Source organism: Pantoea sp. SIMBA_079 (assembly GCF_046940275.1).
In the GTDB taxonomy this organism is placed as follows: Bacteria; Pseudomonadota; Gammaproteobacteria; order Enterobacterales; family Enterobacteriaceae; genus Pantoea; species Pantoea borealis.
Genome location: NZ_JAWRYR010000002.1, coordinates 1 through 13,852, shown reverse-complemented (window position 1 = coordinate 13,852; position 13,852 = coordinate 1). Strand labels below are relative to the sequence as shown.

The following is a 13,852-nucleotide window of genomic DNA, read 5'->3' as shown; positions in this document are numbered from 1 at the left end:
TTTACCCTAAACGTCCGGTGGGTTTTAAAGCGCACAATATATACACAGATCTGCGCTAAGAGCGAACAGTCATACCCTTATCCATTCATTTGAGTGAAGTAAAATATCCGGACAAAGCATCAATAAAGGGAATTTTTGAATATATTAAGTCCCAGGAGGCTGCAAAGTCTTCTGTGGCGTGTTCGTCAAAATATACATTCTGATAGCGTTGCCAGCGTCCGCTTCTGACTTAAAGCGGACCTTGTATCAGAACTGCATTACGGTTAACCGGCGTGAAGTTCGTAAACAACGCAGATCTCATTGTAATGCTGTTCTTTTGCTTTGTAAGTCATGCCTAATCGCTGCATTACTCTATGAGAGGGGATGTTGTCAGGGTCGGCGACAGCCACCAGGTACGTTGCGCCCGCCTGCGTTACCGCGAAATCTATAATCGCTTTAGCGGCCTCCGTCGCATAGCCTTTACCATTCTGTTCAGGAACAAGCCGCCAGCCAATCTCTAAGGGGGCATCCTCAACATTTGCCAGGCGCTGGAGGCAGGCTGCACCAATGAACACGCCGGAACGCTTATGTTTGATCGCCCACCATGAAAACCCGTATTTATCCCAGCGGGCCTGCACACGCCTGATACTTTCTATGGTCTCTTCCGGGGTTTTAACTACACCTTTGTTGATATAACGCATCACGCTGGCATCATTATCCATCGCCCTGAGCCCCTGATAGTGAGAGTCATTAAAAGGTTCGAGCTGTAAGCGCGCAGTTGCTATTTCCATTTAACACTCCTTTTTATGCGGCGATGTTAACCTTGTGCCCCGATTTCAAAAAAATAACCTATTACGCAGTAAACAGCATCACCTTCCGGCATAAGCCGGCGTTATTTTCAATGCTGGTTAATGAAATCTTTAAGGGGCCCGGTTAATTATCTTTTATCCTGAACGCCTGTTTCAACCTTATCTCAGATGCCTCAGTTAGCGTTTTTGCCGGGCGGGTTATCCGGCCTCCGGCAACGTCAAAATTGCTGGCGCTTGTTCAGGAAGAAACTCCCCCGAAATTCAGTGAAGGTTTAGAATGTACAACCTGCATATTGCATTGATCACTCTCAGAAAGAATCGTTTCGTTTTTTTGAAAGCGCGCAGATTTTTCGCGACTCGCTTTTAACGATCTCATTCTGACCTGTCATATGCAGATCTTCCGGGATATAGCACGGCAGGCAAGTCCGGCTCATGCCTCTCTTTTTCCCTGTCTATACTGACTAATGCACTTCTGATTTCCCTGCAAGGCTGTCCGGGGTTAATAGCCTGACGTCAGCCATCGTATAAATATTCCGGAGAACAATATGCATAAGAATAAAACCCTGAAACGCGTGCTGGCTCTGTCGGCAGTAGTAGCAATGTTTAGCACGGCTGGCGTGTATGCTCAGACGCCAGCCAGCGCAGCACAGAATGGCGCTGCCAGCCAGAGTATGTCGGGCGGCAAACTGAGTAACGGCGATGAAAAAGCGCTGAAGGATATGGCGCAGGCCAATATCAATGAAGTCGCCGCCGGCAAAATCGCGCTGAACAAAGCGGAAAGTAGCGACGTAAAAGCGTATGCGCAGAAAATGGTAGACGATCACAGCGCCGCTCTGACTAAAGTTCAGACAGTCGCCGAACAAAAAGGCGTAACGCTGCCAACTGAGCCAGACGCTAAGCACAAAACTATGGCCGCTAAACTGGAAAAACAGAGCGGCGCTGAATTTGACAAGATGTATATGACAAACGCCGGCACTCAGGATCACAAGATGGTGCTGTCGACCCTGCAGAGTGACGCAAAAAAGATCAAGGACCCTGACGTCAAAGCGCTGGCTGACGCGCATACGCCGGTTGTCGAGGAACATCTGAAGTCTGCCCAGGAGATGTCGCAAGCCGGTAAATAACTACCTTACAGGCTCCTGAGATGTAAATATAAAGCGTTGCAGTAAAAACGTTGTGAGTGTCAGCATTAAAGAACATGCGCGGTTTTTACACCTAAAGAAGCCGCATAACGCCCGCCTGGACGCTGTCGCAAGCTGACACTCACTTTACGGGTTGTTCGCCAGAATAGATCCGCAGCTGATGTTCGCACAGCTACAGCGTCATCATGCCAGGTTCCGCTCTCACACAAAGCGGACAGATGCAGACGTCGTAAGTCTTTATCAATCACGCGTATATTTAGCTCAACAGGGTGCAGCAAGATGCAGCCGGGCACTGATGCATCCTGTTTCTGACAATGGATCCTGTATCCTGTATAAAAATCGGGAGAACATCATGCCTGACATGGTCGCCAGATCTGCCAGGTCACTCACTGCTGTTATCCGGTGCGGGTTTATCAGCTGATCGATGCCACCCGGCACAGGCACGGATTCTGCAGCATTGACGGTCCCGGCATCAGACCTTTAAAACCGACTTACTTTCATCTGCAAAGAGACATGAATATGGCTTCGCATTCTACAGAACCCGAACATTCTCCGGCGATCCCTTCCTCAGAAACCGCCGGCTCCGCTCAGGGGTTCCTTGCCAGCATCGTAGGGGCTACAGCGCTCGCGCACGGCTGTAATGACATGATTCAGGCCGTATTGCCCTCAATCTATCCCATGCTTAAGGCAAGCTTTACGCTCACGTACGCGCAGATTGGCCTGATATCTTTTGTATACCAGATAACGGCGTCTCTGCTTCAGCCCTGGGTAGGCCTTTACACCGATAAACACCCCAGACCTTTTCTGCTCCCTGCGGGCATGGGCGTCACCCTCATGGGGATCGGGTTGCTCGCGGTTGCCGGGAATTTCATGATGATTTTACTTGCCGCGGCGATGATTGGCGTTGGCTCGTCCGTTTTCCATCCGGAAGCCTCACGCATCGCCCGGATGGCGTCGGGAGGACGCTTTGGTACCGCGCAGTCCGCTTTTCAGGTCGGCGGGAATGCGGGATCGGCGTTTGGTCCTCTGCTGGCCGCACTACTGATTATTCCTCATGGCCAGCTTTCTGTGGCCTGGCTAATGCTGTGTGCGCTGGTCGCCATTGTCATTCTGACCCGGCTTAGCCAGTGGTCCGCCCGCCACGGTCAGGCGCACATGAAGCGCCACAGCAGCGCCGCGCTGCAGACATTTTCCCGGGCAAAAATTTTTCAGGCGCTGGCTGTGGTCAGCGTTCTGATGTTCGCTAAATTTACCTATATCGCCTCACTGAGTAACTATTTTACGTTTTACCTCGTGCACCGCTTCAGCATGCCGCTGGAGCACGCGCAGTTCTGCCTGTTTGCATTTCTTGCAGCCGTGGCGGTCGGCACTTTTGCCGGCGGACCGATCGGCGATCGCATTGGTCGTAAGGCGGTGGTGTGGATTTCATTTTTAGGCGTTATCCCTTTTTCGCTGTTACTGCCCCATGTAGGCCTGGTATGGACCATTGTGTTCACCATTTTTATCGGCCTGATCCTCTCATCGGCATTCTCTGCGCTGGTGGTTTACGCTCAGGAAATCGTTCCCGGTCGTGCAGGAATGGTAGCCGGGATCATGTTTGGCACGATGTTTGGTATCAGCGGGCTCGCCGCTGCGGGTCTTGGAAAAATGGCGGATGTCTATGGCATTGAGTGGGTTTACAGCCTGTGTGCTTTCCTGCCTTTGCTGGGCTTCGCTACGCTGTTCATGCCGGATACAAAGCGCAGCCGGTGATACTCTAAAAGTGATACCGTTTCTGACACAGAGCGGACTGATGTCGGGTGGCAAGGTCCGTTATGAGCCAGAGGCGGGTGGTCTATTCCGGTTTCTGTTCAAGACTACGCCCTGAGCTCATCATAAGAAACCATGACATGTTCACGGAAAGCCTGACGGGAAGTCAGGCGCATATAATATGCCCGCACATAGGGAAGGGGGCTTCGCTCAATATCGATATCATAATAACGGTACAATACGTGACCAAACTGAATGTCTGCCAGTGTGAGGGCGTCTCCGGCTAAAAAGGGGTGTTTTGCCAGGCGCTCCTCTGCAATCTGAAGCCTGGTTTCAAAATACGCTACGGCTGACTGAATAGCCTCAGCGTCCCGTTTGTCTTCAGGCGTGCGCACCACTCGCCAGAAAACGGGCGCAGTGAATGCCTGCGCAATATTAAGCTTTGACCACTCAGCCCATCGATCAACGTCGGTTTTAGCTAACAGCTCAGCAGGCCAGAAGCTTTCACTCCCATACCGATGAGCGAGATAACGCAATATCGCGCCTGTTTCCCACAGAGGGGGATTCGCGTCATCCTGCAATACCGGTACAGTACGATTGGGATTAAGGGCGTAAAACGCCTCAGAGTCTGTGCCGCCATACTTATGCCCTGCATCGTGACGTTTATACGGCAGACCCATTTCGCCTATACACCACATCAGCGCCTGCACATTCGATGATGTTTTCCTTCCCCATACTGTCAGCATCGGGCTCTCCTGTTTAATCCTGTTCGCGCAGCGTTTTACCGACATTGCCGCCCGGATGAACGTTCAGCAGCCGCTTCTGATCGAAGCCGTTACGCAGCATAATGTTGCCGCACAGCGCATCAAATACCGCCAGCACCAGCACAATAGAGGTAGTGGCTAACATATTAAGCGGGTCGATTTCACGCTGAACATGCGTTTTCACCACTAGCGTGGCAGCGCGGGCAATGGCTGAGTCCGGATTCTCCGTCACGCTAATAATCGTCACGCCTTTGGTTTTAAGCGTCGGCAACAGGCGCGTCAGCTCTTCAGAGTTCCCGCCCCGTGATATCAGGATCATCAGGTCGTTGCTGCGCATGAAGCCCAGATCGCCATGGGCCGCATCGGTAGCGCTGAGATACACCGCCGGCTGCTCGACGCATGCCAGCATGTGGGCGATTTTTCGGGCGGCAATGCCCGAGGTACCAACGCCCGTCACGGCAATTTTTCCCTGGCAGCCGGTGACCAGCATCAGCAGCTGCTGCCAGGTCGCGGCATTGAGATGACGCTGCAGCGCCAGTAACTCCTGGCTGTAGGTCTGCCAGCCCTGACACGCCAGGGCAAATTCTTCATCCGCAGTCATTGCGATTCCCCCTGCATCAGATGCCGGTATTTCATACTGTCATGATACATCTCATGGAAGACGCGGTACTTACGATCGTAATACTCTTTGATTTTGTTTGTCTGTGGCGTGATGGTCTTACCGATACGGCTCATGGCGGCCATCGCTTCTGGCAACGAGTCATAAGCGCCCGCCGCGACGGTGCCCATCATAGCGCTGCCAAGCAGCATCGCTTCACTCTCTTCCGGCAACAGCATCGCGCAGCCCGTTGCGTTGGAGTGCTCCTGCACAAAGATTGGGTTTTTGATGCCGCCGCCACACGCCATCATCGTATCAATGCAGTAACCATTCTGGTTCATGGTTTCAATAATGTGGCGAGTGCCGAGCGCCAGCGCCTGTATGGTGGCGAGATAATGCAGCGCCATGTCTTCCGGCGTGCGTGACAATTTCAGGCCCGTCAGCGTGCCAGTCAGTGTCGGGTTGGCGCGCGGTGAGCGATTGCCGTGAAAATAGGGCAGCATATGAATATCTTTAGTCAGAAACGCAATATTCTCAGATTCGCCCGCCATGTTGCGCAGAATGCCGTTGAGGACCTCATAAATGTTTTTACCGCTGTCTTTGCCCTGTTTAAGCAGATCCTGATAGCAGGGGTGCGACTGAATCACATGGTCAATCAGCGCGCCGGTAGTGGATTGTCCGCCTTCATTCAACCAGTAATCTGGCAGGATCGCCGAATAATAGGGCCCCCAGATGCCGCCGATATAGCGCGCGCTACGCGACATCGCCATATGCGCCGTAGATGTGCCGCCAATGAGTGCGATGCGGTTGTCAAAATCCGCTGATTCGCCGGATGCACCGCTGGCGCCAAGAATGCCAAGGCTGCCTGCGTGAGCATCAATAATCGAGACGCTGACCGCGGTACCCGCTATCAGTCCCATCTCTGCGGCAGCGCGCTGTGTCAGCCCATGCCCCAGCGGCTCACCCATAGCTTTTACTTCGCTGCCGATTTTTGATGCGTTGTTTTCCAGCAAATCTTCCAGACCGATCTGACGAAAATAGCCTGGATCCCAGCGGTCTTCATGACCGATATAGGTCCATTTGCAGACGGTGGAACATAACGAGCGCGTGGGGTCCTGCGTGGCGCGCCAGGTAAGAAAATCTGGCAGGTCGAACAGATGCCCGACGTTGTTCCAGGTGGTCGGCATGTGCTGTTTCAGCCAGAGCAGTTTGGGCGTCTGCATCTCCGGCGAGATAATTCCACCAACGAACTCCAGCACGCGATGGCCGGTGGCATTGATACGTTCTGCCTGAGTGATGGCGCGATGATCCATCCACACAATGATGTTTTGCTCACTGCGTCCGGACGGACTGACAGTCAGGGGTTTGCCCTCTTTATCCAGCACCACCAGCGAACAGGTCGCGTCAAAACCGATGCCTTTCACCTGAATCGGATTGATATCGGCCTGGCTGATTACGTCTCTCACAGCGTTACAGACGGACTGCCAGATCTCGTCGGAAGACTGCTCAACAAAATCAGCTTTCGGGCGGTATAACGTAATTTCACGGCTGGCCTGACCGAGCATACGGCCAGTCATATCGAAAACACCCGCGCGGGCGCTGCCGGTTCCTACGTCTACGCCAATAAAATAACTCGCCATGTTCTTTCCTTTCTTAGAAAGCTTTCGCTTATGATTTTCTGTTTTGCAGTGCGATAAACAGGATCAGGACGCAACCCCACAGCGCCATAGTCAGGTAACTGCTGACGCCCATCAGATTCAGGCCACTCTCCAGCATTTGCAGGACGATGAGCGCCAGTACCAGCCCGATAACCCGGCCAAAACCGCCGTCGGGATTAATTCCGCCGAGCACAGAGGCCAGAATGGTCACCAGTAAATAGGCATCGCCGTAGCCCGCTTTCGCCGAGTTAAATTTGGACATCATCAGCAGTGCTGCACCCCATCCGAGCAGCGCAGAAAGCACGTACACTGCGATGGTGACTTTGTGCGTGTTAACACCGCTAAAGCGCGTAGCCTGTTCGTTGGAGCCCATCAGATACAGGCTGCGCCCCAGCGTGGTATGTTCCAGCAGGACCCACAGCAGCAGCGCTACCAGCAGGAATAACAGCAGGGCAACCGGAATGCCCATCAGGCTGCCATTACTGAGATACTGGATGGCCGCCGGAAAACCGGAAAGCACTGCGCCGTTGGTCAGCAGAATATTCAGCCCGGCGATCAGCGTCATGGTACCGAGCGTCGCCAGGATCGGCGAAACGCCGATATACGCGATCAGCGCACCATTGAGCACGCCAATGGCTACCGCTACGGCCAGTCCGGCGAGCAGCGCCAGCGCGAAATATAGCGGCTGGTCAGGGTGCGCCACCAGAATGGTCGCCATCACCAGCGAACAGGCATTGGCACCGGCGATGATCGAAAGGTTGATACCGCCGGTAAGCATGGTGATTCCCATTCCCAGCGCCAGCATGCCCAGAATCGGTAACTGTGAAGCGATCGACTGGAAATTGCCGACGCTGTAGAAGCTGCCGCCCAGCGTGAACGAGAACAGCACGGCAACGGCGACGATAATCAGCAACTGCAGACGGATGATGCGGTCGCCGGGGAAGAGCCGGTTTAAGGTTGTCATGTCACATTCCCTTTGCCAGTTTGCGTTTTTCATTCCACGCGGTGCTGCTGATGCTGACCAGAATGATCACGCCGCTGAATACCTGATGCCAGTAAGATGAAATGCTGAGTAAGGTCAAACCATTCTGCAGGAAGGCCAGCAGCATTACGCCCAGAATGGTGCCGGTCAGCGAGCCACGCCCGCCGGTCATGCTGGTCCCGCCTAAAACTACAGCTGCCAGGACCGTCAGCTCATAACCGAGCAGGGAGTTGGGCGCGACCGACTGAGTGATCTGCGCCTGCACCACGGCAGCAATGCCCGCCAGCAAACCCATAAAACCGTAGACGTAGAAATGCAGCCGCAAAATATTCAGACCAAGACGCGAAGCGGCATCACGATTGCTGCCCATAGCGTAAATCTGACGACCCACGCGGGTCCGGTTCATCAGTACACCGGTAGCGATGATCACCCCCAGCAGGCTGAGAAGCGGCAGGGTGAGCCCATAGTCGTAACCGTCGGCGGCGGTAAAGGAGAACCAGTTAATGCCGTTCATAAACCAGTCGGGGAAACCGTACAGCCAGGTGCCGTTAGTGAGATACACCAGCAAACCGTAGAACAGGTTCAGCGTGGCGATGGTGATAATGATGGCCGGTACGCGCAGCCAGTAAACCAGAAAACCGTTGACCAGCCCAAGTAGCAAACCGGTACCCATCGACATAGCAAATGCCAGTGGGAAGCTGCCACCGTGATGGATGATGTAACTCGCCATCACATATTGGCCGATGGAGGTTACGGCCGGGAAGGAGATGTCGATACCTCCGGCGATCAGCACCACAAACAGACCGCAGGCCAGGATGCCGAGAATGGCGTAGCTGGTGGCGACGTCCGTCAGGTTACCCAGCGTCATAAACTCGCTGGTGCGGACGCTCAGACCAATCACCAACAGCAGAACCAGCAATCCCAGCCAGAATTCGTGCTGTGAAAACAGTTTCGAGAGCGATTTATTACCCATTGATCACCTCCGCAATCTGCGCTTCGCTGCTCTGATGCGGCGCAAACTCCGCTACCAGTTCACCTTTGCGCATCACCAGCACGCGATGGCTGTTGTAATACGCTTCCGGGATCTCATCGCAAATCATCAGCACCGCCATGCCGGACTCTGCCAGATCGCGTGCGATGCGGTAAATTCCCTCTTTGTTGGCAATATCCACGCCGACAGTCGGCGAATCGAGGATCAGGATATGTGGCCGCGTCGCTACCCATTTGGCGATGGCGATACGCTGTGCATTACCGCCGGAAAGCGTTTTCACGGGCAAGCTGCTGTCCGAAACTTTAATGTTCAGGTCACGAATCAGCTCTTTCACCACCAGGGCGGCTTTGTGGTGATCCATCAATCCGGCGCGGGTGTGCAGCTTGTCAAAAATGGATACCAGCGTGTTGTCGTAAATGGATTGCTCCATGATTAGCCCCTGCGTCAGACGGTCTTCTGACACATAGGCAATACCGTGCCGGATAGCGTCACGGTTAGAGTGGAATTTCACTGCATTACCGTTAATACGGATCTCGCCGCTGTCCGGTTGACTCATGCCGAACAGGCTGAGGCAGAGTTCCGTACGCCCGGAACCGAGCAGGCCAATAATCGATGTGATCTCGCCCTGACGCAGTGACAGCGAAATATCATGATACTGGCTCTTGCGGCTCAGATGGCGGACCTCCAGCAGCGGCGTCACCCCGGCGGGTGCCCGGTGCGGCAGGTGGCTGTAGGTAAAGCGCTGCCCGGTCATCAGGAACGCCAGCTCGTTGCTGTCGAGTTCGCTCGCCGGCCAGGTGCCGACCAGTTTGCCGTCGCGCATCACGCTGATACGGTCGGCCACTTCCATTACTTCATCCAGACGATGGCTGACAAACACCACGCAGATACCGGCGGCTTTCAGCTCACTTACTACCCGCAGCAGGCCATTGACCTCAGTGCGGGTCAGTGATGCCGTGGGTTCATCCATGATCACCAGCGTGGCATCAGCGGCGATTGCGCGGCATATTGCCACTAACTGACGGTCGGCGATTGAAAGCTTTTCTACTTTACGATCCGGATCCAGAGAAACGCCGACCCGTTGCATCGCCGCCACAGCCTTTTTGCGCATTGACTCACGATGTACCCAAAAATCACCGCCCGGAAGATAACGATTAATGGCAATATTTTCGGCTACCGACAGATTTGGGAAGAGAGACAGATCCTGATAAATAACCTGAATACCGTACCAGGAAGAGAGCTGCGGCGTCAGGGTATGAAATAGTTTTCCATCCAGCGTAATCGCCGCGCCTTTTTCCGGCTGGTAGACGCCGGAAATAACTTTAATTATCGTGCTTTTGCCACAGCCATTCTGACCGGCCAGACAATGCACTTCGCCTTTATTGAGCGTCAGGCTGACATTATCCAGTGCTAATACGCCGGGAAACTTTTTACTGATTTTCTCAAGGCTGATAAAGGCTTCAGCAGGGGCAGGGGGCGTGTTGAGCGTATCCATCATAGATCCTTAAGCATACCGGTTATATTCGGGCTGGGGCTTTGGCTGCACTTACTCCTGCGGATCACTGACGGATGTGATCGCAGGAATTCATGCACACCCAATCCGGGTTATTTAGGATATAGGTTTTCAATCTCTCAGTAGAAATTCAGATACAGCACAGCATACAACGCCGTATCTGTTTCTATTTGCCTGGTGTAGCGCGGGAGATAATATATCTCCGGAAAATAAAATAATTAAAATGACCCATCAGAAGCCAAGTGATTTCGCATTCTCTGGTGTGACTTCAAGAATTTTATTAAAGCGGATCACTTTTTTATCCATATCTACATCGGCTTTGCCCAATTTTTCAATACTCAGCTCTTTAGTCACTTCTTTACCCTGAAGCAGCTGATCGGCAACTGTCACCAAGGCGTAACCGGCATCTTTCGGATCCCACAGCAGAACTTTCTTAATATCACCGCGCATCAGGTAAGGAGCCGCCTGGCCTGGCATAGCGATACCGACAACTGCAATTTTGTTTTTTGCACGTTTCTGCTGAACAGCCTGACCGGCACCGATAGGACCGAGCGAGCCGAAACCGATAATCCCCTTCAGGTCAGGGTAGGTTTTCATTAAATCCAGCGTGGTGGAGTATGACTTATCAATATTTTCGGCCACTGGCAGACGTGAAGTCACTTCATGCATGTCCGGATACTTCTCTTTCTGATATTTAATCGCAGCATCCGCCCACGCATTGTGCAATGGCACGGTCAGAGAGCCGACATAAATGGCGTAACCCCCTTTGCCACCCATATCTTTTGCCAGCTCATCCATGTTGGCCTGAGCATATTTCTGGCTGTCGATGGTTTCGACATCCCACTGGCCAATTTGCTGATCCGGCGATTCATGCGTTAATACCACGATGCCCTGATCGCGGGCTTTTTTCAGCACCGGTTCCAGCACTTTAGCGTCATTGGGTACCACAATGATTGCGTTAACTTTTTTAGCGATCAAATCTTCAATAACCTTGACCTGCTGGGCCGGATCCGGGGTAGACGCACCGACCTGGTATGCGTTGACATCCAGTTTCTGCGCGGCTTCCTTTACGCCGACCTCCATACGGGTAAACCAGGGAATGCCCGTAACTTTGGCAACGACGGCGATATCGTAAGGTTTGGCGGCAAATGAAGGTGTTGTAAATAACATGCATGCTGAAACCACACATGCACTGACTAATGCGAGGTTAAATTTCATTTCGGTACCTTTCTTATGAGGTTCTGATAAAGGGGACAGGCGACAGCTTTCACATCCACGTTCTGAGATTAACGTAAGGAGATATCGCTTTTCGCTCGCCCTTGAGCGAAATGTGAGCAATGCCCACATTTGTTAAATTAAATGGTTTTTTATGTAAAAAATAAGTTATAAAAATCCGTTTTGAGCCGGGTTATTATTTTACGGGGCTAAAAACCTGCCTTTTATTAACATTTATTAAGTAATTTATTAACAATAAATTAACTTAACCGACCATCGGCGGTGTTTTTATCATCAGTCTGGTAGCGGCCATGCTTTTTATTTGAGCAGAGTGTGAACAGGGTCACGAAGGCAGCGGGCAGACCCCGGTTTCGTCTTGCGGCAAACCGGGAAGCGACGTAAGCAGTCCGGTTGTGGCGCTAAGCGGACTGACATCGGGCTGATGTCCGCTATGGGCGAGAAGCGGACATCATGACGGTGTAAAGTGTGTATTAAGGTATTTACTTTTTCATACAGTGATTCTCACCTGACATATCACCTCATCGATCAGTATCAATCCTGGACAAAGTAGTGGTGCGTCATATGTTTATCGCGTTAGTCTGACCGCCTGGAAGGACCACAAGCAAGAAGCGTTGTATGGAAATTATTTTAATGCGTCATGGAAAGCCCGCTTTTACAGGCTCTGCGAAAGTAACGAGCCGTGAAATGTCCAACTGGATTGCAGATTATGATCGTTCTGATACAGGAGAAGATATACCGCCTGAGTCCAGTAAATCATTGGCGTTCAGCGCATCGCAAATCCTGAGTAGCCCTCTTCCCAGAGCACTTTCTTCCCTGAAAGCATTAGACCTTGAACCGGATGTCATTGATGAGGTTTTCAGGGAAGCAGATCTGCCGGTATTTCCTATGCCCGGTTTCAGGCTATCCCCGACCGTATGGGCTGTTTTTTTCCGCGTCATGTGGTTATGCGGCATATCCCGTGACGTAGAGCGCGTGGGAATAGCAAAGAAACGTGCTATTCAGGCTGCGGGTATCCTTGCAGCGTTTGCAAAAAGATCTGACGGCCCCGTGCTGCTTATGGGACATGGAGTAATGAATCGGCTAATTGCAAGGGAACTGAGGTCGTTGGGTTTCAAAGAATATCGTTATCAGGGTAGTGGTTACTGGAACGCAAGTAGCTACAGGCTTCAGTAAGTAAATATGGAAAGGGCATATCTGGCCTATTCAGACATTGGAAATGAGTCGTTTCGTTTCCGGCACACAACAAACAGATACAACCGCTACGGTTCGCTTTGATCGAAAATTATACTATCAATCGTTGTGCTGCTTGTCTGGGGACATGTATGCTTTCTGCCCCTTCTGAATGTGAAGGAACACATATGCTCTCTACGTCAGGATCACCTTCCTGATGCCTTAGCACGCGCCATACCTGCATATGCACGCTCAGAATCCGCAACCACAGAGATAACCTGCATTGTCATCTTTATGGCCGGACCGGTGAGAGCTGCTCTACCCAACGCCGGGCCGTGACCGCGTAGTTCTGACATAGAGATCAGCTCAACGGTTTTTCTGTTCTCCGGAGCACGTCGTCCAGGGTGTCTAAGCATACAGGAATAGAATCTTTTCTGACTGCAACAGCAGTACCCGGGTCCGGACAGTAGTATGTTCAATTAAGCCATTCAGATATGTTTGCTCACAGCGAACATTCAGGTTTTCTATAATTGATATTGGTTTACGATGCAGTCGCGCACAGCAGGTAATTATATGATAAAAAAAGCAGATCACGTCGGATTTTCAGTCAGAAGCATTGAAGAGTCATTATTTTTCTGGACTGATATTCTTGGCGGAAAGTTATTACGCGAAGGAAAAATGTCTGGGCCTATCATTGATGAAGTGACAGGCGCAAGGGTCGCTGATGTGCGAATGGCGTTGCTTGAACTGGCTGGCATCAAAATTGAATTACTGCAATACGATAACATCAAACAGCCAGAAGAACCTTCAGTACCTTATATCCCTGGCTATGCTCACCTTGCATTTATAGTTGAGGATATTGATACGCTCTTGAGTAAAGCATCTGAGTATGGCTGGAAGACACCAGGTAAACCTCAGACAATCTTATCGGGCCCCATGCAGGGAACCAGAGTAATCTATTTACAAAGCCCCGATGGACAGACGCTAGAGTTGATGGAGCAGGGTCAATAAAGTCCACATCGTGTCACCGCGTACTGGTATGACGCACATGCAGGCGGTTACCGGGTCAGGCATCATTCTGCAGCGCGATGGCCGGAGCTGCTGAACAGGGCTGGGCTATTCAAGGTTAATCACGCGCAGGCCTGACCAGCACCGCTCTCCGGCACCGGTTATCAGCACGACGGGCGCCTCACTGAAGCTGCTCAGCAGGGTGCATACCCGGCTCATTAAATCCGTAATCTTTTCAGAACCCACGTAGACG

Annotated in this window: 12 protein-coding genes; 4 read left to right on the top strand and 8 right to left on the bottom strand. The window is 52.1% G+C overall.

The features are described 5' to 3' along the window. Positions 1-263: 263 nt before the first annotated feature. Positions 264-770, bottom strand: coding sequence for a GNAT family N-acetyltransferase (locus SB719_RS03940; protein WP_412158919.1), 507 nt, complete (start codon positions 768-770; stop codon positions 264-266). A gap of 563 nt (positions 771-1,333) precedes the next feature. Here SB719_RS03940 and SB719_RS03935 point away from each other — a divergent pair. Further along, entirely contained in the window at positions 1,334-1,912 is a 579-nt protein-coding gene (locus SB719_RS03935) for a DUF4142 domain-containing protein (RefSeq protein ID WP_065647612.1), read from the top strand. Positions 1,913-2,449: 537 nt separating this feature from the next. Continuing rightward, positions 2,450-3,682: an MFS transporter gene (locus SB719_RS03930; RefSeq protein WP_304234494.1), complete on the top strand. Its 1,233-nt coding sequence runs from the start codon at positions 2,450-2,452 to the stop codon at positions 3,680-3,682. A gap of 104 nt (positions 3,683-3,786) precedes the next feature. Here the strand turns inward: SB719_RS03930 and SB719_RS03925 are convergent, their stop codons facing one another. The 7 genes from SB719_RS03925 to SB719_RS03895 form a co-directional block, all read right to left on the bottom strand. Continuing rightward, positions 3,787-4,425 carry a glutathione S-transferase family protein gene (locus SB719_RS03925; RefSeq protein ID WP_412158918.1) on the bottom strand — a complete coding sequence of 213 codons (639 nt, stop codon included), beginning with the start codon at positions 4,423-4,425 and terminating at the stop codon, positions 3,787-3,789. Positions 4,426-4,438: 13 nt separating this feature from the next. Further along, a complete protein-coding gene (locus SB719_RS03920; RefSeq protein WP_304234498.1) occupies positions 4,439-5,044 on the bottom strand; it encodes a KpsF/GutQ family sugar-phosphate isomerase in 606 nt (201 codons plus the stop codon). Beyond that, a complete protein-coding gene (locus SB719_RS03915) occupies positions 5,041-6,681 on the bottom strand; it encodes an FGGY-family carbohydrate kinase (protein WP_065647614.1) in 1,641 nt (546 codons plus the stop codon). The genes SB719_RS03920 and SB719_RS03915 overlap by 4 nt, the downstream gene beginning before the upstream one ends. Positions 6,682-6,709: 28 nt before the next feature. Beyond that, the gene (locus SB719_RS03910; protein ID WP_412158917.1) at positions 6,710-7,663 is read right to left on the bottom strand and encodes an ABC transporter permease; all 954 of its coding nucleotides are present in this window, start codon (positions 7,661-7,663) and stop codon (positions 6,710-6,712) included. A 1-nt stretch (position 7,664) separates the two neighbouring features. After that, positions 7,665-8,654 carry an ABC transporter permease gene (locus SB719_RS03905; RefSeq protein ID WP_065647616.1) on the bottom strand — a complete coding sequence of 330 codons (990 nt, stop codon included), beginning with the start codon at positions 8,652-8,654 and terminating at the stop codon, positions 7,665-7,667. Continuing rightward, complete coding sequence (locus SB719_RS03900; RefSeq protein WP_304234516.1) at positions 8,647-10,167, bottom strand: sugar ABC transporter ATP-binding protein; 1,521 nt, start codon at positions 10,165-10,167, stop codon at positions 8,647-8,649. Before SB719_RS03900 ends, SB719_RS03905 begins: the two co-directional genes overlap by 8 nt. A 249-nt stretch (positions 10,168-10,416) precedes the next feature. Beyond that, positions 10,417-11,403: an autoinducer 2 ABC transporter substrate-binding protein gene (locus SB719_RS03895; protein ID WP_065647618.1), complete on the bottom strand. Its 987-nt coding sequence runs from the start codon at positions 11,401-11,403 to the stop codon at positions 10,417-10,419. 633 nt (positions 11,404-12,036) lie between these two features. Here SB719_RS03895 and SB719_RS03890 point away from each other — a divergent pair. Both SB719_RS03890 and SB719_RS03885 read left to right on the top strand, forming a co-directional pair. Beyond that, a complete protein-coding gene (locus tag SB719_RS03890) occupies positions 12,037-12,594 on the top strand; it encodes a histidine phosphatase family protein (protein WP_240484873.1) in 558 nt (185 codons plus the stop codon). 570 nt (positions 12,595-13,164) lie between these two features. Continuing rightward, positions 13,165-13,602 (top strand): VOC family protein, encoded by a 438-nt coding sequence (locus SB719_RS03885; RefSeq protein ID WP_412158916.1) that lies wholly within the window; start codon positions 13,165-13,167, stop codon positions 13,600-13,602. The last annotated feature ends 250 nt before the right edge of the window (positions 13,603-13,852 follow it).